The organism is Ktedonospora formicarum (assembly GCF_016587355.1).
GTDB lineage: Bacteria > Chloroflexota > Ktedonobacteria > Ktedonobacterales > Ktedonobacteraceae > Ktedonobacter > Ktedonobacter formicarum.
The window spans coordinates 3284132-3305436 of record NZ_BNJF01000001.1; the positions used below are offsets into that span (position 1 = coordinate 3284132).

The 21305-nt window shown below is 51.3% G+C and carries 20 protein-coding genes and 1 tRNA gene; 9 read left to right on the forward strand and 12 right to left on the reverse strand.

Annotation, left to right across the window (positions count from 1 at the left end; all coding sequences use genetic code 11):
• Positions 1-40: 40 nt before the first annotated feature.
• From K3T82_RS14150 to K3T82_RS14165, 4 genes are all read right to left on the reverse strand, one after another.
• Positions 41-601, reverse strand: a complete 561-nt coding sequence (locus K3T82_RS14150; protein ID WP_220194091.1) for a zf-HC2 domain-containing protein — start codon at positions 599-601, stop codon at positions 41-43.
• A complete protein-coding gene (locus K3T82_RS14155) occupies positions 582-1334 on the reverse strand; it encodes a sigma-70 family RNA polymerase sigma factor (RefSeq protein WP_220194092.1) in 753 nt (250 codons plus the stop codon). The genes K3T82_RS14150 and K3T82_RS14155 overlap by 20 nt, the downstream gene beginning before the upstream one ends.
• 642 nt (positions 1335-1976) lie before the next feature.
• Positions 1977-2639 (reverse strand): hypothetical protein, encoded by a 663-nt coding sequence (locus tag K3T82_RS14160; protein WP_220194093.1) that lies wholly within the window; start codon positions 2637-2639, stop codon positions 1977-1979.
• On the reverse strand, positions 2623-3186 hold the full coding sequence (locus K3T82_RS14165) for an RNA polymerase sigma factor (protein ID WP_220194094.1): 564 nt from the start codon (positions 3184-3186) through the stop codon (positions 2623-2625). The genes K3T82_RS14160 and K3T82_RS14165 overlap by 17 nt, the downstream gene beginning before the upstream one ends.
• A 666-nt stretch (positions 3187-3852) precedes the next feature.
• On the opposite strand from K3T82_RS14165, the gene K3T82_RS49910 reads away from it, so the two are divergent.
• Positions 3853-4251, forward strand: a complete 399-nt coding sequence (locus K3T82_RS49910; protein ID WP_220194095.1) for a site-specific integrase — start codon at positions 3853-3855, stop codon at positions 4249-4251.
• Between the two features lie 22 nt (positions 4252-4273).
• On the opposite strand, the gene K3T82_RS14180 is transcribed toward K3T82_RS49910, so the two are convergent.
• A tRNA-Leu gene (locus K3T82_RS14180) sits at positions 4274-4356 on the reverse strand.
• A 222-nt stretch (positions 4357-4578) separates the two neighbouring features.
• Here K3T82_RS14180 and mnmG point away from each other — a divergent pair.
• The 3 genes from mnmG to K3T82_RS14195 all read left to right on the forward strand — a co-directional run bounded on the left by mnmG (position 4579) and on the right by K3T82_RS14195 (position 8889).
• A complete protein-coding gene (gene mnmG / locus K3T82_RS14185; RefSeq protein WP_236031148.1) occupies positions 4579-6651 on the forward strand; it encodes a tRNA uridine-5-carboxymethylaminomethyl(34) synthesis enzyme MnmG in 2073 nt (690 codons plus the stop codon).
• 299 nt (positions 6652-6950) lie between these two features.
• Entirely contained in the window at positions 6951-7634 is a 684-nt protein-coding gene (locus K3T82_RS14190; protein WP_220194096.1) for a response regulator transcription factor, read from the forward strand.
• A gap of 55 nt (positions 7635-7689) precedes the next feature.
• Positions 7690-8889: a sensor histidine kinase gene (locus tag K3T82_RS14195; RefSeq protein WP_220194097.1), complete on the forward strand. Its 1200-nt coding sequence runs from the start codon at positions 7690-7692 to the stop codon at positions 8887-8889.
• Between the two features lies 1 nt (position 8890).
• Here the strand turns inward: K3T82_RS14195 and nfi are convergent, their stop codons facing one another.
• Both nfi and K3T82_RS14205 read right to left on the reverse strand, forming a co-directional pair.
• On the reverse strand, positions 8891-9607 hold the full coding sequence (gene nfi, locus K3T82_RS14200) for a deoxyribonuclease V (RefSeq protein WP_220194098.1): 717 nt from the start codon (positions 9605-9607) through the stop codon (positions 8891-8893).
• Positions 9608-9678: 71 nt separating this feature from the next.
• Positions 9679-10437, reverse strand: coding sequence for a class I SAM-dependent methyltransferase (locus tag K3T82_RS14205; RefSeq protein WP_220194099.1), 759 nt, complete (start codon positions 10435-10437; stop codon positions 9679-9681).
• A 174-nt stretch (positions 10438-10611) separates the two neighbouring features.
• On the opposite strand from K3T82_RS14205, the gene K3T82_RS14210 reads away from it, so the two are divergent.
• Positions 10612-11613, forward strand: coding sequence for an MDR/zinc-dependent alcohol dehydrogenase-like family protein (locus tag K3T82_RS14210; RefSeq protein ID WP_220194100.1), 1002 nt, complete (start codon positions 10612-10614; stop codon positions 11611-11613).
• 4 nt (positions 11614-11617) lie between these two features.
• Here K3T82_RS14210 and K3T82_RS49090 read toward each other — a convergent pair whose 3' ends face one another.
• Positions 11618-11743, reverse strand: a complete 126-nt coding sequence (locus K3T82_RS49090; protein ID WP_268886632.1) for a hypothetical protein — start codon at positions 11741-11743, stop codon at positions 11618-11620.
• Between the two features lie 334 nt (positions 11744-12077).
• Here K3T82_RS49090 and K3T82_RS14215 point away from each other — a divergent pair, with 334 nt between their 5' ends.
• Together K3T82_RS14215 and K3T82_RS14220 are read left to right on the forward strand one after the other, a co-directional pair.
• A complete protein-coding gene (locus K3T82_RS14215; protein ID WP_220194101.1) occupies positions 12078-13730 on the forward strand; it encodes a sodium:solute symporter family protein in 1653 nt (550 codons plus the stop codon).
• Between the two features lie 19 nt (positions 13731-13749).
• Entirely contained in the window at positions 13750-13992 is a 243-nt protein-coding gene (locus K3T82_RS14220) for a hypothetical protein (protein ID WP_220194102.1), read from the forward strand.
• A 121-nt stretch (positions 13993-14113) separates the two neighbouring features.
• Here the strand turns inward: K3T82_RS14220 and ppdK are convergent, their stop codons facing one another.
• Positions 14114-16894 (reverse strand): pyruvate, phosphate dikinase, encoded by a 2781-nt coding sequence (ppdK, locus tag K3T82_RS14225; protein WP_220194103.1) that lies wholly within the window; start codon positions 16892-16894, stop codon positions 14114-14116.
• 115 nt (positions 16895-17009) lie between these two features.
• A complete protein-coding gene (locus K3T82_RS14230; RefSeq protein WP_220194104.1) occupies positions 17010-17582 on the reverse strand; it encodes a HEPN domain-containing protein in 573 nt (190 codons plus the stop codon).
• Between the two features lie 366 nt (positions 17583-17948).
• On the opposite strand from K3T82_RS14230, the gene K3T82_RS14235 reads away from it, so the two are divergent.
• Positions 17949-18494, forward strand: a complete 546-nt coding sequence (locus K3T82_RS14235; RefSeq protein ID WP_220194105.1) for a general stress protein — start codon at positions 17949-17951, stop codon at positions 18492-18494.
• Positions 18495-18538: 44 nt separating this feature from the next.
• On the opposite strand, the gene K3T82_RS14240 is transcribed toward K3T82_RS14235, so the two are convergent.
• Together K3T82_RS14240 and K3T82_RS14245 are read right to left on the reverse strand one after the other, a co-directional pair.
• A complete protein-coding gene (locus tag K3T82_RS14240; protein ID WP_220194106.1) occupies positions 18539-19387 on the reverse strand; it encodes a hypothetical protein in 849 nt (282 codons plus the stop codon).
• 157 nt (positions 19388-19544) lie between these two features.
• Positions 19545-20114: a DNA-3-methyladenine glycosylase I gene (locus tag K3T82_RS14245; RefSeq protein WP_220194107.1), complete on the reverse strand. Its 570-nt coding sequence runs from the start codon at positions 20112-20114 to the stop codon at positions 19545-19547.
• A gap of 348 nt (positions 20115-20462) precedes the next feature.
• Here K3T82_RS14245 and K3T82_RS14250 point away from each other — a divergent pair, with 348 nt between their 5' ends.
• Positions 20463-21236, forward strand: coding sequence for a hypothetical protein (locus tag K3T82_RS14250; RefSeq protein WP_220194108.1), 774 nt, complete (start codon positions 20463-20465; stop codon positions 21234-21236).
• Positions 21237-21305 lie beyond the last annotated feature (69 nt).

Sequence of the window (21305 nt, forward strand, 5' to 3'; positions counted from 1 at the left end):
TTACCATGATTGTACGCGGCGACCGCTCACCATGTCAGAACTATGCCTCACGCGGTGGGCGCATTAAGTGAATCCACATCCCCATCATGACGACGACTGCCAACGAGACGGCGATGAGTAGCCAGCCGTTATGCGTGGTAAAGATCAGACCATCCTGTAGGAGTTGAGCCAGGACTACCAGGATGTCAATGACGCCACTAAAGGTAGGTAACGCCTGGACAGCATAATCGCTCTGGACAAGCAGAATAGCGAATAAGAATAATGGAATGCAGCTGAGAGCAAAAAAAGTGAATGCAGCCAGAACCGTGCCAACCGGACGAATACGCAGAATACGTGTTTGCTGCTGCTGGCGTATATCCTCGAGCTGCTGACTCACACGAGCACGCTGATGAATAGCCTGCATGATCTGGTCGGTAGAGACACTGGTTACTATGCCTGATTGCTGCGTCTGTCTGGCTGAGTAGGTCTCTTCCAGGCTGTGCTCAAAAGCGCGGCAACCTTCGCAGATTGCGAGGTGTTTCTTGAGTTCGCGTATTCTGGCTGGTTCAAGCTTGCCATTACGCTGAGCATCCAGCCACTCTCTAGCGTCGCAGCAGAGCATCGTTAGCAACCTCCTCGCCCGTCGTCTGTTTCTTGATGTGGCGACCGAGTAACTCACGCGCTCGATGGAGGCGTGCTTTGACCAGAGCAGGCGTCAGGTTTAAGGCCTGGGAAATCTCTTCATAGGAAAAGTCATACCAGTAACGTAAGACGATAACGGCGCGATACTTACTGGGTAACAGTTGAAGATACTGCTGAATCTCATCATGCTGTTCCCCGCGTAGAGCCGATTGTTCGGGACTGATGCCCGCATCAACAATCCACTCCAGAAAAGGAACATCTTCTAGAGGGAGAGCTAGAAAGCGCCGCCGCCGCAGTTGATCGATAGCGAGGTGTGAGGCGATAGAAAGTAGCCAGGTGCTAAATTTATGCGCTGGTTTATACGTCGCCAGTTGAGTGTAGGCGCGTACAAAAGTTTCCTGCGTTACATCTTCTGCTTCGGTGGTATTACCAAGCATACGATAAGCCAGATTTTGGACAGCGTCCTTATAGCGTTCAACGAGTGCTGCGAAAACGTTTTGATTGCCTCGTAAAACAAGCTCAACGATAGCCATATCATTTAACGTTTCGACTTCGGCGCTTGTCCAGGCTCCGCTGCCGTAAGAGGAGGTTCGCTGAGTATCTACTACATCGAGTGTACCTGTTTTGGTCTTTTGACCTAGCTTTGTTTTAGGTACCGCGATTGAACCGATATTTCCCAGCATCTGAGATGCGTTCACTGTCGAATCGAACATTGGTCACCGTCCACTACTTGCTCTGTTATTAACACGAACATACATAAATTTGTAAATCTGTAAAAATAATGTCGTCTTTTTGAAAACTACGAGCGATACCTAAAAAAGTTGTAATTTTCTGTTGCAGTGTAGCATGACTGGAGTGCAGTGGCAAGAGGGAAGCCTTACCATGATGTAACTTGACATGCTTTTATATGAAATTGCTTTCATCTCAAATCCTATGAGTGTGAGGAGAGTAAGCATAATTTTCCAGAATTGCGAACACCTATTGCACAGGCGGCGCATCCGACATATATTTTTAGCACTTTAATAGAGAAAACGTTCTGTGAGATGGGATATCAAATGTCGAAGAAATTCCCCCAATTCCAGAGGATTAACACCCACTTAACAATTCCCTCTTCCACTCTCGGCCCGCTCCTGACCAGTCCATCAGTAGCAATGATTGCAATTGGTTATAAGCCACAATTGATGTAGTAAGCCCAAAGTGTGTCGTACATTGGGGCTTTTAAGGAGTTAATTGATGTAGTAGTCCCCACACGCTTCTAGAAGTAAGAAATAAGATGCTACAGGGACACATTCAACCACAGCACCCGTTTTCTGATGAGAGCAAGCAGTAATGCCTGCTCTCAAAACATTTCTTGTTTAACGGTGCGTAGGTGTAACTACCGGAGCTGTCGGCGTAAGTACCGGTGGCGGCGTAACCCCTGGAGCCGTTGGCGTGAGTATCGGTGGTGGCGTAACCTCTGGGGCTGTCGGTGTAAGCGCTGGTGTTGTGGGTGTGAGCGCTGGTTGTGGTGTACTTGTCGGGGCTGTTGGCGTGGCACAGGTAGTAGATGTTGATGTCGTCGGCGTAGAAACACATATAGACGGTTGTCCTCCGGCTCCTGGGCCTCCCTTTAACTGCGTGGCGCGACTCATAATAACGGCAGTGCTCGCTACTAGCACAACAAGTACAGCGGCAGCGATGAGAGCTCCCCATCCTCGAAAGATGTTCCTCATAGGTGTAACTTTTACTATATTTTGCTGCATAATCTGCAATTCAATCCTTTCATTCTTCTTCTGTTCATGCGAAATACTCTCGCCCTCTGAGGACGAAAGCAAAGATTCATCATACTTACGAGCGATATGCTCCCATGCTCGTTCAAGCGTATCCTGTTGTTTTTTTTCCTCATAGTAGTGTTGCAATCGCTGGACCAGCCGAGCGCTCTGGTGACCATCTGACGTTTCTTCTTGTCCCTGTTGAGCCAGCCACTCAATGTGTTCATCGATATGTTTCGGCTGAAATGGGTCATTGCGTGGGTCCAAAATATGTACCTCCTTTTTCTTGCTCATGATAGTGGCGGCGCAGGGGATTAAGAGCACGAGAGAGGAGAGAACGGATACTCCCTTCACGCTTTCCAACTCTAGCAGCAATCTGAGCGCATCGTAAATTCTCGCTAAACCGGAGATACAGCACCTGTTGTTGAAGCGGTGAGAAACGTTCGATCAGCAGGGCAAGGTTATCTCCTTCTTCCTGCTGGATACTGATCTGCTCAGGGGTCGGGAAGGTATCCTTAACAAGTTGCTCATCGATGTTTCCCAGCGGCAAACGAGGCGCGCGTTGCGCCCGTCGATAGAAATCCACAATCTTGTTACGCGCTACGCGCCACAACCATGCCAGTTGCTCTTTTTCTGCCAATGATGTAAATGATGAGCTTTTAAGCGCTGCCACAAAGACATCAATTAAGATATCTTCTGCATCCTGGAAAGATGATACATGCTTATACACATAGTCCAGGATCTTTGGGGCAAACTGTTGATAGAGATATGCCAGGTGGGTGCGATCCAGGGCTACGGAGCGTTGTGATGTCATCCTTGTTCTGTCTCCTCCAAGCTACTTTGAGATCTTACCTCTTCATATAGCGAAAGCCCCAAAAACGCTGCATACTTAGATATCTAGGTCAAAATAAAGAGAGAAGCTTGAAGCATCAGAGTTAGGAGAGGTGTTTATGGCTCCTCTCGATGTCGAATTTGGGTATGGATATATCGTCCAGCCTGATGGGTTTGTGCTTCTCTGAGCATCTGGATCAAGTCGCCGATTCGCGTATTCTTGGTGCTCCTGATTTGGTGATTGAGGTTGTCTCACCGAGTACAGCGGGTCATGATCGGTGTGAGAAGCAAGACGCACTAGCGTCCCTATGTATTGGATTGTAACCCCTGATGCTCATATCGTAGAAGTGTTGTTTCTAGATAGTGGTGTCTATCGCTCTCAAGGCCTTTTTATTGCTGATGATGTGCTGCCTTCTCATGTATTGCCTGATTTGCCTATCACTGTCGAGCAAAATTTTATCTAAAGGTGCTCTGATAAATAATTCTTTTGCAATTTCAAACGCATCTTTCCATTTAGACATTGACTTTGAATCAATAGGATGATGTGCTGTATAGCTCCTAGCTGCGCGCAATTCTGCTAGGTAACAGATGTGTATGACCGCTACGTAAAGGTCTTTGGAAAAGGTCAGAAGGAGAGAGAGATTTTGGTTTGCATCCCGAAGTAGGTAAGCTTCTCTGGAAGTACGTACACAAGCATCGCAGGCCTGCCCAAACTGAAGAGATGACCATGTTTCTAGGTCGTCGAGGGAAACCATTGAGATATGAGGGCGTACGGTCAAGTCTTGATGGTATCAAAGCCGCCTGTGATATTGAGAATGTACGTGTGTCTGCTCATATGTTTAGGCATACTTTCGCACGGTTTTACCTGGAACGCGGCGAACTATTCAAATTGGCGTGCGAAAGGGGGCATAGTACTGTGAAGGTGACTGATATCTATCTGAGGATTATCGCAGTGCTGAGGCTAGGCGAGAGCACACCAAAAAATGACAAAAAAAGAGAGCCGTCTGGCTCTTTTGTTGTAAGATGTGCTTTTGCTGATGCCGCTTGAGAAGCGGGTTTTCTTGAGAGGGTAGGGCGAGAGGGACTCGAACCCTCACGGCCTCTCAGCCTGGGGATTTTAAGTCCCCTGCGTCTACCATTTCGCCATCGCCCCGTATTCTGCCACGATAATAGCACGTCTGGCTGCTTTCGTCAATCGTTTTTCTGCTGTTTATGAGTAGACTAGAATCCTGCAATACATTTATCAGTGAGGGAGAGGCGAAAAAAGCTGACTGGCATGCTAAATATTGACGCTGTTGGGTGGCTGGGGCATAATACGTGGCGTGTAGGATATGAAAGAGCGTTCATATAAAAGAAACAATCAGGTGTATACAAGATGACTACAGGTGGAGAGAGTACGCCTCTGACGCCAGAGCAGATGGTACGGGGATACTACGATGTGATCGTGGTTGGGGCGGGACATGCAGGCTGTGAGGCAGCACTAGCGAGTGCGCGCATGGGTCGCAAGACCTTGTTACTGACAATGAACCTGGATAGTGTGGCACTTATGCCTTGTAATCCCTCTATGGGGGGGCCTGCCAAGGGGCATCTCATTAAGGAGATCGATGCCCTGGGGGGTGAGATTGGCCGGAATACTGACCGCACCTTTATTCAAATGCGGCTACTGAATACGAGTAAAGGGCCGGCTGTGCAGGCTTTGCGTGCGCAATGTGATAAGCAGGCATACCGTCTGGCGATGAAATATGTGCTGGAGGAGCAGCCGAATCTAGAGCTGAAACAGGCTACAATTCAGCGCTTTCTGAGCGAGCGGCGTGAAGATGGGCGCTATGTGCTCCGTGGGGTGGTGGCAAACAATGGCTGGACATATCATGCGCGCTCGGTCGTGCTGACGACGGGGACATTTATCAATGGTCGCCTGGTGGTGGGTGAGAAGACACAGCCTGGTGGACGTGCGGGTGAGGGACCAGCGTTAGGTATCTCTGACTCTCTGCGTATGCTGGGGCTCGAAGTGCAGCGTTTTAAGACGGGCACGCCACCACGTATTGATGCACGCACGATTGACTTTACCAAGGCTGAGCGTCAGCCGGGGAGCCGTGTTCCGCTCTACTTCTCGCAAGATGTGAGTGCGCGCGAGGATGTACAAATACCCGGTGGACGACCTAATCCAGTATATCCTGTGTTGGATGAGGATTTGCACGGTTGGCGTCCACAGTTGCCATGTTATCTGGTACGTACTACAGAGCGTACTCATGAGATTATCCGTGAGAATCTGCATCGCTCACCACTATACACTGGGGTCATCGAGGGGGTTGGGCCGCGCTACTGCCCTTCTATTGAAGATAAGATCGTGCGTTTCGCCGATAAGGTCTCACATCAGATCTTTCTAGAGCCGGAGGGCTGGCGCACGGGCGAGGTGTATGTGCAGGGGATGAATACCAGTTTGCCAGAAGATGTGCAGTTGGAGATGCTTCGTAGTATCCCGGCACTGGAGAAGGCAGAGATTATGCGTGTCGGCTATGCTGTCGAGTATGACTATGTCTTGCCGACGCAGTTATTGCCTACCTTGGAGACCAAGCCTGCGGCTGGCCTGTTTCTAGCGGGCCAGATCAATGGTACATCAGGCTATGAGGAGGCTGCGGCCCAGGGTATCATGGCTGGCATTAATGCCGCTCTTTACGCGCGGGGTGAGGATGGTTTTGTACTGGGACGACATGAGGCGTATATCGGCGTACTGGTTGATGATCTGGTGACGCGCCCCATGAGCGAGCCATATCGCCTGCATACATCGCGTGCAGAACATCGGTTACTATTGCGTCCCGACAGCGCGGATCTACGCCTGAGTGACCATGCCTATCGCCTGGGATTGATTAATTCAACGCGCTATGAGCAAGTGGTACGCAAGCGGGAGGCTATCCAGAGTACGTTAGAGGTGCTTGATAGTGTTAGTTTTACCTCGTCGCGCATCACAGAGCAGCATGCTCAGTCCCTTGGTGTGGGTCTGTTAGGGCAGAAGATGACAGCCAAAGAGTTGCTGCGTCGTCCCCAGGTTCGCTATCACCAGATCGCCAGCCTTTCCCAGCGTATGGCTCAGGAACAGGTGCGACTAGATGGAGAAGAAGATGCATCTGGCGGACGGCTAGCCCTGGAATTGGCTGAACTGCCAGAAGACACGGCGGAAGAGGTTGAACTTCAGGTTAAGTATGAGAACTATGTGCGCAAGCAGGAGCAACAGGTGCGGCGCACTTCACGCCTGGAGGAGGCGCGTATACCAGAGGGCCTGGACTATCGTGATGTGCAGCACTTACGTACCGAAGCGCGGCAGAAATTGATTAAGACTTTGCCGCGAACAGTCGGGCAGGCGTCGCGTGTTGAGGGTGTAACGCCAGCGGATATAGCCATTTTGATGGTGTATATACAGAAAGTACGGGCAACAAAGCTTACATCTTGACAGTAAGCTGCTTCTGTGTGTACGATACACGGGCATAGTGAATACCGTTGATTGTAGGAATGAAGAGCAGTATCAGAGCACGCTCGCTTTGCGTGCGCGATGCTGCTTCTTTGAACTTGTATGAAGCTGATGAATAGATATTGAATCATACGGGGCACACACATATCATCATGGCGAAGCACTTTTGCGCCCACAGCAGAGAGACCGCAACTAAAAGAGTTGTTGCATGGACTTTAGATACGCTCACAGCGGAGAGCATCGTCCATTGCAGTCTGAGATAAGCAGGAGAGGGAACGACTGTGTACATTCTCGTCGTAGATGACGACCGCTTTGCGAATACACTGGTACAGTTTGTCTTAAGTAAAGAAGGCTATGAGGTAGAGACCGCAGATAACCCACGTGGCGCTCTACAGATGATCCAGAAGCGGGAGCCTGATCTCCTGATCCTCGATGTAACGATGCCCTATATCAATGGTTTCGAGTTTTCCGCCAAATTGAAGGCTGAAGGTTACGAAATCCCGCTTATTTTTATGACTGCTCAGGATACTATCGAAGCCAAGCTACAGGGCTTTAACATTGGCGCAGATGATTACATCTGTAAGCCATATAACCATCAGGAACTCGTCGCTCGCGTACAGGCGGTCATGAGGCGGATCAAGAAGAGTGGGAAGACAGGCAATCAGAGCATTCGTGGCGGACAGATTGAGCTATTTCCCGCCGAGCTCAAGGTTGCTGTAACTGGTAAACCGTCAGTTACACTGACGCCGACCGAGATGCATGTCTTGCGTGTTTTAATGAACAGCGCAGGTCAGGTCGTGAACCGCGACCAACTACTGGCGGAGGTATGGAATGATAACGAGAACAATAGCAATATTGTGGACGTCTATATTCGTCGTTTGCGTGTGAAACTGGAGGATGATCCAGATAAGCCGCTCTATATTCATTCGATACGTGGAATTGGCTACAAGTTTGTCGGTAAATAGACATGTAATGTCGCGAAAGCTTGTTGGAATGTAGGGGGTCAGGGTGCGGAAGCGTATGCAAAAACAGGATCAGCAGAAGGAACCTGGACGCGAGTCTGCTCGCGAGGACACAAGTACTTCTACGGAGCTGGGCCGCTCGGGCATTAAGGTTGTGTCGCGCATCGAGCGTGATGAGGTACTGAATGCGCTCATAGAGCATAGCTCGGATGCGATTATGGTTCTGGATGAACAATTTCTGGTACGAGAGAGCAATCCGGCTGCCCGGACGATGCTCAAATTGCCGAGAGATGAGGAGATGGGGTGGAAGTGCCGCGAGGTATTGCGCTGCAAGAATCTGAACCGCATGGAGTTATGCGGCACCTCTAGTTGTCCCTTGACGCGGGCGTTGCAGCAACATGGGCCATTGCCAAATGAAGAATTGGTGGTTGGGAGCCAACGCGAGTCCTTTTGTGAGGTTTCGGCTAGCGTGACCCCAGTTGATGCTAGTGACGGTCGAGGTGCGGTCTTTACCGTGAGGGATCTCTCAGCCTTAAAGGTTGCCAGCCAGGTACGCGCTAATTTTGTCTCTATGGTTTCGCACGAGTTGCGTACACCGTTGAACTCTGTGCATGGTTTCATTGAACTGCTCTTACAGGGGCATATGGGCGAGCTAACGGAAGAGCAGCGGCTCTACCTGGGGTACACTCAGGAGGGGGTACAGCAGCTTATCTCTATTGTTGAGGATATCCTATTTATGACACGCTCAGACCTGGGGCAGTTTGAAACGCGGCAGCAGGGTGTCCAACTTTATGAACTGGTACGGTTGGTAACACGCAATTTACAGCCTCAAGCGCTTAAAGCAGGCGTGGCGTTAGTGCTAGCTATTCCCCAGGAGACACCATTGCTCTATATTGATCCGCAACGGATCAAGCAGGTACTGAACAATCTCATCGCCAACGCTATCAAATATACTCCCCCCGGCGGCTCCGTGACGGTTACCGCGCGTGAGCATGACGCGCATTTCCAGATGATTACTGTGACGGATACAGGTTATGGCATTCCATTAGAGGATCGCCCCCACATCTTTGAGCGCTTCTATCAGTCGAATCATAGTCAGCAGTCGAAGATGGGGGGATATGGCCTTGGTCTGGCGATTGCTCGCTTGATTGTGGAGCAACATGGCGGCACCATCAGCTTTGATACGGCCCTAGAGAAAGGATCGTCGTTCTACTTCACTTTGCCGATTTATGAGGGTGCGCGCCAGGATACGCTTTAGATCAGGACCAGAGTGTCGGTTGTTCGGTATCTCCTGGTGTTTCGGGCTCGATCCAGGTCTTGTCCTTTGAGAGCTTATCTGCCTGACGCGTTGTCTCGGGAAGACGATAGCCCTTGCTACAGGCCAGGACATAGCGAATACTTGTTTCTAGACTGATAAGATGACCGGGTGAGATGAACATTGGCTTAACGTGTGTGCGCGTACGCACAACCGCGCCGATGGTCTCCTGCTTATAGATGAGTGGAACCCAGGAACCTGCCTCTTCACCAAGGGCATCCTGGTCATAGTGACCAACGAGGAGGGATTTAGCACAGCCAATAGTAGGTATGCCGAGCCAGAGCCCGAGGTGAGAGGCAATGCCGATGCGTCTGGGGTGCGCGATACCCTGTCCATCTACCATGATCAGGTCTGGCTTCTGGCGAAGTCGCTTGAAGGCTCCGATCACACTTGGTGCTTCACGAAATGAGAGGAGTCCGGGCACATAGGGCATGGGTATCGGCTCTTCGTAGATATGGCGCTCGATAATCTCTAACTCTGGATAGGAGAGGAGCACAATGGCTGCCTGGGCCATATCATGCTCCTCATGGATTGCCATGTCAACGCCTGCGACAGAGCGTACTTCCCCGATATGGTCTTCAAGAATGATACGTTGCGCGAGTTCGCGCTGAAGTGCAATGGCCTCTGTCGCGCTCAGATTCCAGCGGTGCAAGTCTTGCATACTCTAATTTTCCCCTTTATCTTAACCATGTGTTTCCTAGCTTTCCGCGTTTCTGGTTTACTGCTGCTTCTCTAATGAGCTTCAGTGACGCAGATCATGCGTGGGCTCTCCAGATGATAAGGCGCGAGATCATAGTCTCCATAAACGTCTTTGACAAGGAAACCTGCCTGCTCTAAGAGCAACTCGATTTCACCACGCTCAAAGAGATAGTGATGAGTTGTTGTGACGGTCCGCTGGATTGGCCCCCCCTGGGTATGCTGATCGTAGAAGTGGGTGAGTTCCAGCAAGTGGCGGTCAGGCGTAGAGGCGGGACTTACAAAGTGGGTAAGCCAGGTTGCATCGTCATACTGCCAGGTACCCTGATGTAGCATCTGTCCGCTCATAGCTTCCATATAGCGTAAGTCACTGTTGCTGATGTCTAGAATGAACATGCCACCGGGTGAGAGATGTGCGCGTATAGCGGCGAGGGCCTGCTTCTGTTGAGCGCGAGCAGTAATATGGGCGAAGGAGCCGAGTGCGATAAAGGCCATGCGATATTTCTGCTCCAGATGAAGCTCGCAGAGGTTTTGTTGGGCTAGCGTACAGCGCGTGCTCAGCCCGGCATCGTTTAGTGATTCGCGTGCGATTGCGAGCATGCGCTCCGAAGTGTCAACGCCGGTTACCTCGTAACCGTCTTCCGCCAGAGGCAATAGGACGCGTCCGCTGCCACTAGCTAACTCCAGAATCTTGCCACCACAGAGTTCGGCGAAGTTGCGGTACATATCCAGGTCTTCATCAAACCCGGCGTGCTCTATATCATAAAATGGTGCGATAAGATCATAGTTGTTCATGGAAAGAAAATCCTTAGATGTTGGACGCTTTCAGCGTTTGTTGTCTGCTCTATAGTAGCACTTATATTGGTTGACGCAAGACTATCCGCTCAATGATATCAAAGTTGCTATTCGGGTTTCAATGTTTTACGCTGGATTATATAATCCTGTTTTGCGTGAAGGAGAGTATAGACAATGCGGGCATTAGTATTTAGCGAACAAGGGTTAGAGATTGAGCGTGCCTATCCTATGCCAATTCCGGGCGATGGTGAGGCGCTTATACGTGTGGTACAGGCGGGAATTTGTAATACGGATCTGGAGATTACGCGCGGCTATAAGGGCTTTCATGGCGTATTGGGCCATGAATTTGTGGGGATTGTGGAAGAGATAGGCGGTGCGGTTGACAGAAAAGAACATGCTACTATGTTGGGAAAGCGAGTCGTGGGCGAGATAAATATACCATGCCGTCAGATTGAGTGTGCATATTGCCGCCATGAGGTGTATTCGCATTGTCCCAGGCGCACGGCACTGGGTATTATTGGTCACGATGGCATTTTCGCCGAGTATGCGACGCTCCCTCTTGCGAACCTGCATCTTGTCCCCGATGAGGTCAGCGACGACGAGGCTGTCTTTGTTGAGCCGCTAGCTGCGAATTTTGAGATGCTAGAGCAGATGCACATACTACCTTCAGAACGTGTGCTTGTGCTCGGTGATGGCAAGATGGGGCAACTGGCGGCGCGAGTGCTTGTGCTGAGTGGCTGCGAGGTCTTGATGGTAGGTAAGCATACGGAGAAGCTGGCACTCGTTGCCGGAAGTGGGGTCAAAACGCTGGCTCTGGAAGATGCAGAGCAACTGGTTCAGCAAGGCGAGCGCAGTGCCTATGTAGTGGAGTGTACCGGATCGGCGCGAGGGCTAGAAATGGCGTTGCGCCTGGTGCGACCTCGTGGCACCATTATGCTCAAAAGTACCGTCGCGGAGCCGGGAACTCTGGATTTCTCAACCATCGTCGTCAATGAGATACGCGTACAAGGTTCACGTTGTGGCCCCTTTGAGCCAGCTTTACGTGCCTTGCGACAGAAGCGCATAGATGTGTCCTCATTGATTAGCGCTCGTTATACACTAGACGAAGCGGTTGCGGCCTTCCAGTTTGCCGTGCAGCGTGGCAATTTGAAGGTATTGCTCACGATGGAGGCGTAAGGCCTTAAAGGGGAGGTATATTTACTGGTCTCCCCTTTGCCTTGTTCTGCTTAGCCGCGAAGGAGGGAGGACGCGCCATCGATCCAGAACCCGCGCCCGTGACGAGCGCAACCTTGCCTGAGAGATTCATATGCTAGTAACTCCTTTACGAATATACGTCTGTCATGAGCCACGTCCGATAATAGGCATCGGTTACATGTTTGAAGGGTTGCATACACTTTTTGCGTAAAAGACTGGGACTTGAACTGTAGTCGCTAATGCTTGAACTTGTATACCTTTGAGACCTGTGAAACGTGTTTTTCATAGGTTGCCCACGTTTTCAGCAGAGATTAATTTCGCTATATTTCATTATGTGTCATTATATTCAATAATATGTTGATTTTTTAAGAGCGTTGTGGCGACTTTTTGTTGAGACTCTCTAGCCTCATCGAGGGGCGCATCATAGAAGATAAGGAGGCATACATATGCTTGCCATTGCATCGATGCAAGTGGATGTAACGGCGAATATTGGCTGGGTTGATTACCTGATCATCGCTATCTACTTCTGTGTGACATTAGGAATTGGGTTTGCGCTAAGGAGGCGCATGCGCTCTTCAGAGGATTTCTTTCTCTCGGGGCGTTCTCTCCCAAGCTGGGTAACGGGTCTGGCCTTTGTGGGGGCTAATCTGGGAGCTCTAGAGATTCTGGGTATGGGCGCGAATGCCGCGCAATATGGCTTTATGCAAGCCCATTTCTACTGGATTGGTGCCATCCCCGCGATGCTGTTTGTGGCTATCTTTATGATGCCCTTTTACTATGGCAGCAAGACCCACTCGGTCCCTGGTTTTCTGAAGCTACGCTTCAATGAAGCCACCCGTGGCTTTAATGCCATATCATTCGGAGTTTTAACCGTCCTAACCAGTGGTATAAACATGTATGCGGCAGCACTGGTCTTCAATGTGCTGCTGGGCTGGGATCTCAATCTATGTATCTGGCTGGCGGCGGCCTTCATCATGGGCTATATTCTGCTTGGCGGGTTGTCCTCATCAATTTATAATGAGACCCTTCAGTTCTTCCTGATCGTGCTTGGACTCTTGCCGCTGACCTTGATTGGCCTGCATAATGTAGGAGGCTGGTCGGGCCTGCAAGCTAAGGTGAATAATCCTACCTTTTTCCACCTGTGGCAGGGGACTGCTGGGAATGATAACCCCTTTGGGGTTAATTTCATTGGGATTGCGTTGGGCCTGGGCTTTGTTTTGAGCTTTGGCTACTGGTGTACCGACTTCCTGGTAGTGCAGCGCGCGTTGGCTGCGGAGGATGAGGCGGCGGCGGAGCGTACCCCACTCATCGCGGCTTTCCCCAAGTTATTCTTCCCCTTTATCGCGATTGTGCCGGGCCTCGTCATTTTTTCTGTGATGCCACATCTTGGGCAGGGTGGTGGTTTCCAGAATTCATATAATATGGCGATCCCCTATGCAATGGTGCATTTCTTCCCCAGTGGTTTGCTAGGTTTGGGTTTGACCGCACTCCTTGCCTCATTTATGTCTGGTATGGCTGGCAATGTTACGGCATTCAATACTGTGTGGACCTACGACATCTATCGCTCATATATCAAAAAAGATGCACCTGATAGCCATTATCTGTGGATGGGGCGTATTGTAACTGTTGTAGGTATCCTGCTGAGTGTTGCGACTGCCTACCTTGCCGCCAACTTTAGCAGTATTATGGACTATGTACAGGCACTATTCTCGATCTTTAATGCTCCTTTGCTGGCGACCTTCTTGTTGGGTATGTTCTGGAAGCGTACAACGGGTTGGGGTGGCTTCATTGGTCTGGTGGTTGGGACGACTGTCTCGATTGCTATGTGGATAATGGAACAATATATGCACCTCTTCTCGCTGGGTAGCTCCGAGGGGTCAAGTATGTGGCGTGCGTTGATTGCGTGGGGAACCTGTTTTGTGATAACGATCATTGTCTCGCTTTTTACCAGCCCCAAGCCTGATGCGGAGCTTAAGGGATTGGTCTACAGTTTGACACCCAAGAGTGAAGTTGTGGAGACGGTGTGGTATAAGAAGCCGATGGTGCTGGCTGGTGCTGCTCTGGTGATCTTCGTTGTGCTGAACGTCATATTCTTCTAGTTCGAAGGGAGTATTGGTTATGAGTCAAGAGGATGTGCACGATATGGAGAGCTCGGGCGAGTCACATCAGATGTCCATCGCCTTAACGATAGGTGCGACCATAGGCGTGATGGGGTTGGTGCTCTTTCTCTATGGTCTGTTTGGTACGGCGGACTATGCTCGTAGTGATGGAATCAATATCAATCTCTGGTGGGGATTATTGATGATGGTGGTGGGTCTGTTCATGGGTGGCGGAAGTTATCTTAGGAGTCGGAAAAGATAGCTAGTATACACAATTAAATATCAGATTGCCAAAGGGATTGTCCTTGTCAGGGGATAATCCCTTTGGCTACTTATGGCAATGCGCAAAAGAATGAAGCGCATGCCATAAGTAGGGGCTGAGTCTATTTGTCTTTCTCCGATTGACTGAGCGCGGCCTGAGCGGCGGCGAGGCGCGCGACCGGTACACGGAACGGTGAGCAACTGACGTAGTCGAGGCCGACCTCATGGCAGAAGGCGATGCTCTCGGGATCGCCACCATGCTCGCCGCAGATTCCCAACTCAATACCGGTATTGGCATGGCGTCCCTTGGCGACAGCCATTGCGACAAGCTGACCTACACCCTCGCGATCCAGGGTTTGGAAAGGATTGGTAGGCAGGATTTTGACCTTCTCATGTTGTCCAGGCACATCAAGGCCCTCGACATACTTGAGCAGGAATTTGCCCTCGGCATCGTCACGGCTATAGCCGAAGGTTGTCTGGGTCAGGTCGTTGGTGCCGAAGCTGAAGAAGTCTGCGACGGGGGCGATCTGATCGGCAGTGAGCGCGGCGCGTGGAATCTCAATCATCGTGCCGAACTTGTAGGCAATAGCGCCTCCCGACTCGCGCGCGATCTCACTGGCGACTCCCTCAAGCTGGCGACGCACCTCACGCAGCTCGTTGACATGCCCAACCAAAGGAATCATAATCTTCGGCTGAAGTTTCTTTCCCTCACGGGCTAATTCTGCAGCAGCCTCTAGAATGGCGCGCGTCTGCATGACATTGATCTCGGGGAAGAGCAGACCCAGGCGGCACCCACGCAGGCCAAGCATTGGATTCATCTCGCGCATGGAGCCGACGGCTTCAAGCAGAGCTCGCTTCTTCTGTAGTTCTTCCTCATGTCCGCCTTGCGTTTCCAGGCGTGTCACTTCGACCAGTAATTCCTCGTAGGAGGGCAGGAACTCATGCAGCGGTGGGTCAATCAGGCGGATGACAACAGGATAACCTTCACCCGTGTTGGGGTTGACCATTGCTGAGAAGATGCCCTTGAAGTCGGCGCGCTGGAAGGGTAGCAGTTGATCGAGAGCGGCCTGTCGCTCTTTGTCGCTGCGTGCGAGGATCATGCGCTGTACGATGGGCAAGCGCTCCTGCTCCATAAACATATGCTCAGTGCGGCAGAGGCCGATACCCTCCGCTCCAAAGGCCACCGCGCGCTGCGCGTCGCGTGGATAGTCGGCGTTGGCCCAGACACCAAGCTTGCGCGTCTGGTCCGCCCAGGAGAGCAGGGTTTGCAGGTCCTCTTCTTTGGCAAAGTCAGGGTCGACGGTCTGAATGCGCCCCTGGAAGACCTCGCCGGTCGCACCATCAATTGAGATATCGTCGCCCTCGCGGATCACGATATCGGAGCCGTTAACGCGAAAGAGGCGCTCGCTATCGCTCACGCGAATCCCTTCGCAGCCAGCGACGCAAGGAAGTCCAAGGCCACGAGCCACGACAGCCGCGTGGCTGGTTGCTCCACCGCGTGCAGTCAGAATACCCTTGGCGACCAGCATACCATGGACATCATCTGGACTGGTCTCGGGGCGTACGAGCACGACTGCCGTTCCAGCTTTACCCAGCTCCTCCGCGCGGTCAGCATCGAAGATCGCCTTGCCATAGGCTGCTCCCGGCGAGGCATTCAGACCTTTGGCAAGGAGCCTACCCCGGGTTGCTGCCCGATGTTTCTCCAGGTCGTCGAAGCGAGGTAGGAGCAACTGATAAACATGAGCTGGCTCAACACGATGGAGAGCTTCTACCGGAGTTATCAGGCCCTCGCGTACCATATCTACGGCTACTTTAATGGCTGCGTTAGCATTGCGCTTAGCCGAGCGCGTCTGAAGCATATAGAGGCGACCATGTTCGACGGTGAACTCAAGGTCCTGCATATCGCGGTAATGTTGCTCCAGGCGCTTGGCGATCTCCTGAAATTCGCGGAAAACCTCTGGTAAATCCTCCTGCAAGCGGCTGATCTTCGAGGGGGTGCGGATACCTGCAACGACATCCTCGCCTTGCGCGTTGAGCAAATACTCACCGTAGATTTCGCGCTCGCCGGTCGATGGGTTACGGGTAAAGGCAACACCAGTGCCACTATCATTACCAATATTGCCGAAGACCATACTTTGGACGTTGACGGCGGTACCAAGGTTATGAGGAATCTTGTTGAAGTTGCGGTAATCAATAGCGCGCTTATTGTTCCAGGAGGAGAAAACGGCTTCAATGGCCTTACGTAACTGCTCATAAACATCAGTGGGGAAAGGCTGCCCCGACTGGCGCTCTGCGATTTGTTTGAACTCAACGACGAGTTGCTTGAGGGCGTAGGCGGGGATCTCAGCGTCGATGCTGGCCCCGGTTCGCTCTCGATAGGCTTCAAGGAGGTTCTCGAAGTCCTGGGGATTAGTATTGAGTACGATTTTGCTGAACATCTGGATAAAGCGGCGGTAAGCGTCGTAGGCGAAGCGCTCATCGTTTGTGAGAGCGATGAGTCCCTGGACAGTCTCGTCATTGATACCCAGGTTGAGTACGGTATCCATCATGCCCGGCATTGAGAATTTTGCTCCTGAACGGACCGAAACCAGAAGCGGATTCTCTTTACTACCGAAGTTCTTCCCAGTCTGTTGCTCAACAATCTTGAGCGCGGCCAGGGTCTGCTCCCAGAGTCCTGAGGGGAACTGCTTGTTCACCTCATAGTAGGTGTTGCAGGCTTCGGTTGTAATTGTAAAACCGGGAGGCACAGGCAGACCAGCATTGGTCATCTCGGCCACGCCCGCCCCTTTACCACCCAGGAGAGCACGCATAGAGGCATTGCCCTCACTAAAGAGATAGACCCATTTACGCGGAGACTTTTTGACAGCCTCTTCCAACTCGGTGTGTGTGATCTGTTGCGTCATGAAGATGTGTCCTCCACTTGTGCTTGTGGGCCAGGCGCGAGCGCTCCCTTACGACTCTCTGGCGAGGGCGAGAGGTCACGTGTTGCACCAAAGCCCCGTCGCTCTGAAATTGCGACTACGTTGTCAGAACAATGTTACGTGCCCAGCGTAGGACAGTGCGAGCACTCCGGATGTAGCTGCTCGCCTGATCAGCATTGATTACTTCATCGGCCTCCTCAGGTGGAGTTTCGGCATAGAATGCCTCGGGATGGAAAGGAGTTAACCGCTCCATCTCCTCTTGAATAGAGACCGGAGCACCAACCTGGGCACCAAGAGCGCGCAGGTCATGGTTATATGGAGAGCGGCGGCCTATGTGCAGCAAGCTTACGGCTTGCGCGGCTTTCTCCGCCACTTGATTGCAGTAATCGGCGCAGGCGAAATGGCGACCCAGGCTTAATTCAAGTGAAGCTGTGGTCATATCCTGTGCTGCCTCAGCGAAGAGTCCTAGCGCACCCTGAACGTCATGATCTGGATATACCTCCCTGTCCTCATCATCCTCATCCCCCTCACCAGATACGGGCGCGATCTCTTCGGCCTTTTGTATCTCATCCTGGAAATCAACTCCATGCAGGAGTAAGTGTTCCAGTTCATTTTCCGTGGAGTCATGCTGGTCGTGTGAGTGATTATGCGTTTCATGCATATTAGACATGGTAAGTGTTCCTTTTACAGGGTGCCGTAATGTGGGCACGTTTTACGAGGTAATGTATAGCAGCGACGATGATGTGATGCTATCCCGAACATAGTATTCCTAATCAGGCTCTTCTGTCAATGGCTGTAGGAGCATATTTCGATATTATTTAAGCGTGTAATCCAATTATATAGCCTGTTAAATATTTTGTAATTATGAATATTAAAGAGGCAAGTTTACCTTAATGTCACATGTGAAGATATAAATCGTGGAAAATGAGAAATGTGTATAATTGTGTGCCATATTGTTTGTAATCATAGGGGGCGCATCGCAGGTGCTTATCAATACGTGTACATAATAACATGTTTGAAAGTGAGGTGTCATTGAATGGCTTCTGTTGCACGTCCAGTTGTGATTGGTGTTTTCGAGAGGCGAGAGAAGGCTGAGAGCGCAGTGGAAGACCTGCGGCGTGCGGGTTATAACGATCAGCAGATTGGTTATCTCTATCGTCATATCAATGCTGAAGACGAGACGAAATCGACCAGTATGGGGTCCGCCATAGGGACGGCGGCTGGTGCAGTTGGTGGGGGCGTGCTGGTGAGCCTCCTGACCGCCGCTGCGATCTCTGTGATTCCTGGTATCGGTTCGGTAGTCGCTGGAGGTATTATCTTTGCTGCGCTGGGAGGGGCAGCCCTGGGTGCGATGGCGGGCGGCTTTGTTGGGATGCTGGTGGGATTGAGAGTTCCGGAAGATGACGCGCATTATTATCAAGGAGAGCTAGAGCACGGGCGCACCATCGTCACTGTCAAAAGTGATGAAAATGACGATGTGGCTCGCGCTCTTCTCAAGCAGCATGGAGCCTATGACGCAACCGAGCGTGTGGCGCTTCCCGAGCCTGGAGAGCCCAACGCCATTCCTCATGTCAAGGCATAGGCTTGTTAGTAGACTTACAAAGTGGTATTGCGCATTCGAGTCGCTTAGCGCCCGTCCCAGCCAGGAGGAGGAGTACAGCCTGTGTCATCGGCGGGGAAGGGATTGGCTTGGAGCAGTTTATCGTCTTGCGCGCGGCGTGATTCGAGGATAATGCCACGTGCCTCTAGATTCTCCGCGTTGTCATAACGCAGAACGAGTGTCTGTAATGTCGACTCATCGCGCGTGAAATCGACATTTGTTACACGGTGTTCCATGCGCTTCCCGAAGCCAGTACCCAGTCCTGGCGAGCGAGGAGCAGGAGCGCTGGGGGGAGCCATGCGCCGTTTCGGGGCAGCGTAGGGCGCGCTGCTGGGCGCAGATGGGGCACTCGGTGCCATAGGAGGGACGCCACCAAGGGTATCAGGCATAGAGGGAGCACCTCCTGGTGCTGGGGGAGGTGTATATGGTGGATAGGATGGCGTGCGTTCATACTCAACATACTCTAAGTCGTTCAGGGCTTCCAGGGCTTCTTCATACCAGAATTTTACGCCGATCACGCCAATGTTCTGTGGCTTCCCCATCTGAGAGGCATAGGATTGAGGCAGATCTGCGAAGTAGAAAGCAGCAACTTGCTCGTTATCAAGCCGCCAGCCAGGAATGGTATATTCCCACATATCCTTGCCAAGCACATAGCCACGGCTGTGTGAGTGAGCAGGTTTGCCATCGTTGATCGAGAGCCCATCAATACTAATCACTGCCAGGGCCCGCCGTTGATAATCCTTCTTGCCAATTTTGAGCGTAAATGAGCGCCCCTGTGTGCCTTCGATAAACACCTCGTCGCGATGGTAGTAGTGCGGAAGTGGCTTACCATCAACGAGTATTTCAATATGGAATTCGCCGTTGGGAGTGAACATCGTATTTTGGCCCTTTCCAGCGATAAGCGCGTACGCGCGAGACAACATCCTTGTGGTATTGTAGTATTTTACTAGAGCATAACGACTTCTCGCTTCTAACACTATGAGGAATATCACAAACCGAACTTCTTTAATAGAAGAGGAATGAAATAGATGCTCACTTGGGAGTCATAGAGGGTTTCTGGGTAGGAAGTGCGCGCATCCAGGGAGGATTGAGGGTGCTAATCTGGTGGTAAATGGGGCAGGATTCATTGTGTGCGCCCGAGAGGTAACCTGTGCTCATCAGAAATTCATTGACAATCTCGCCGCCAGTAAAAACAAAGGTCTTCTTGAAAAGCTTGCGCCACTGTTCGCGGTCGAGGGGGTGATGGGCATCGAGCCATGCCACGAAGGAGCCATGTTGCTCACGTATCACAACGAGGCGGCGTGCGTTCTCGATCACGGCGCGCACCTTAAGCTTGTTGCGAATGATGCCAGCGTCGTTGAGCAGGCGCTCTTCTTCCCGAGTACCATAGGCGGAGACGCGATCAAGATCAAAGCCATCGAAAGCCCGATGAAAGTGCTCTTTCTTCTTCAAAATAGTTAGCCATGAGAGTCCCGCCTGATTAATCTCAAGCGCGAGCCGCTCAAAGAGGGCCGCGTCAGTTGTAAGAGGAAAACCATATTCACTATCGTGATAGACCTGATGGAAATTATTATCGCGCGCGACCTCGCAATAACTAGACATAGTGAAACCTTCTTTCTTGAAATATATACCCTCTATGATACAACTTCTCAAGGCTTAAGCGCTGCTAAAGGCTAGCGTATGGAAGTGTGCAGGGAGTGTGCGATGGGACCAATGTCTTAGATGCCGATAGGAAAACAGTCATCTATAACATGACCATCAGCGTTATTGCGTTCAAATAGTGTGAGAATGAGGAGAGCAATAGGTGTTATTTGTATCGAAGCTGGTTGCGTACCTGATTTCTCTCTGCCTCTCAAGCTATAAATTATCGAAGAATTGAAATGCGTGGAGAGGGGAGAGGGTTGAGGGAAAGGAAGGCCAGGAAATCAGGGCGATGAAGGAGCTACGAGCATGTTTGCAAGTATTCTCAATCTAGCGATCATAGGTGTTATCTGCCTGCTATTTCTTATAGTAGCGCTTATCGCGCTGGTACGTTGGTCCAAGCGTCTCAAGCGTACGAAAGACCTCTATTTGCTAGATCTTGAGGCGGAACTGGAGAAGATGCAGCGCGAGGTGCCGAACTTTGCGGCGGCGCTCGTCATTTTGGATATTGCGGTTGGCGTTATCTTTCGAGATAAGATTACCATCATGTTTATCGAGAGTATAGGGGCCGTCAATGTTGTGTATCTGATCGTTTTGCTAGTAGGAGTATTTGGCTGGCGGAAGATGTCGAAACGCTGGCAAGGGATACAAGAACAACTCCCTATTCAAGAGATTCGTGCGCAGATGTCTATGCAGGCCCAAATTGGGGAACAGCCGCTGTCCATGCAGCCATCATGGCAGGCACTACCAGCTCCCGCATCCTGGCAGGAAGGCCAACAGATGGGTATGCCAGGTCAACAAGCATTGCCAGCACCGGCGTCCTGGCAAGAGGCGCAAGTGGGCTTCCAGGATCAGTCGAATCAGTGGCAGGGAGAACAACAGATGGGTATGCCCGGGCAGTGGCAGGAAGGACAACAGATGGGTATGCCCGGGCAGTGGCAGGGAGAACAACAAATGGATATGCCCGGTCAGCAAAATCAGTGGCAGGAGGGGCAACAGATGGGCATGCCAGGGCAGCAAAATCAATGGCAAGAGGCTCAATCCTGGCAGCAAGGCCAAGGTATGCCAGGCCAGAGTTGGTAAGCGAACCAGTAAAAAGCAGGCTCCCGAGATCCAATCTATGGGAGCCTGCTTTTTACTGGTTCAGTATTA

What these genes read in the sequence shown, in the direction of transcription:
- K3T82_RS14230 (WP_220194104.1), bottom strand. Translation starts at nt 17,582, where the DNA reads ATGTCTAATATGCATGAAACGCATAATCACTCACACGACCAGCATGAC.
- K3T82_RS14195 (WP_220194097.1), top strand. Translation starts at nt 7,690, where the DNA reads ATGCAAAAACAGGATCAGCAGAAGGAACCTGGACGCGAGTCTGCTCGC.
- K3T82_RS14210 (WP_220194100.1), top strand. Translation starts at nt 10,612, where the DNA reads ATGCGGGCATTAGTATTTAGCGAACAAGGGTTAGAGATTGAGCGTGCC.
- nfi (WP_220194098.1), bottom strand. Translation starts at nt 9,607, where the DNA reads ATGCAAGACTTGCACCGCTGGAATCTGAGCGCGACAGAGGCCATTGCA.
- K3T82_RS14150 (WP_220194091.1), bottom strand. Translation starts at nt 601, where the DNA reads ATGCTCTGCTGCGACGCTAGAGAGTGGCTGGATGCTCAGCGTAATGGC.
- K3T82_RS14250 (WP_220194108.1), top strand. Translation starts at nt 20,463, where the DNA reads ATGTTTGCAAGTATTCTCAATCTAGCGATCATAGGTGTTATCTGCCTG.
- mnmG (WP_236031148.1), top strand. Translation starts at nt 4,579, where the DNA reads ATGACTACAGGTGGAGAGAGTACGCCTCTGACGCCAGAGCAGATGGTA.
- K3T82_RS14220 (WP_220194102.1), top strand. Translation starts at nt 13,750, where the DNA reads ATGAGTCAAGAGGATGTGCACGATATGGAGAGCTCGGGCGAGTCACAT.
- K3T82_RS14155 (WP_220194092.1), bottom strand. Translation starts at nt 1,334, where the DNA reads ATGTTCGATTCGACAGTGAACGCATCTCAGATGCTGGGAAATATCGGT.
- K3T82_RS49090 (WP_268886632.1), bottom strand. Translation starts at nt 11,743, where the DNA reads ATGAATCTCTCAGGCAAGGTTGCGCTCGTCACGGGCGCGGGTTCTGGA.
- K3T82_RS14245 (WP_220194107.1), bottom strand. Translation starts at nt 20,114, where the DNA reads ATGTCTAGTTATTGCGAGGTCGCGCGCGATAATAATTTCCATCAGGTC.
- K3T82_RS14215 (WP_220194101.1), top strand. Translation starts at nt 12,078, where the DNA reads ATGCTTGCCATTGCATCGATGCAAGTGGATGTAACGGCGAATATTGGC.
- K3T82_RS14240 (WP_220194106.1), bottom strand. Translation starts at nt 19,387, where the DNA reads ATGTTCACTCCCAACGGCGAATTCCATATTGAAATACTCGTTGATGGT.
- K3T82_RS14165 (WP_220194094.1), bottom strand. Translation starts at nt 3,186, where the DNA reads ATGACATCACAACGCTCCGTAGCCCTGGATCGCACCCACCTGGCATAT.
- K3T82_RS14205 (WP_220194099.1), bottom strand. Translation starts at nt 10,437, where the DNA reads ATGAACAACTATGATCTTATCGCACCATTTTATGATATAGAGCACGCC.
- ppdK (WP_220194103.1), bottom strand. Translation starts at nt 16,894, where the DNA reads ATGACGCAACAGATCACACACACCGAGTTGGAAGAGGCTGTCAAAAAG.
- K3T82_RS14235 (WP_220194105.1), top strand. Translation starts at nt 17,949, where the DNA reads ATGGCTTCTGTTGCACGTCCAGTTGTGATTGGTGTTTTCGAGAGGCGA.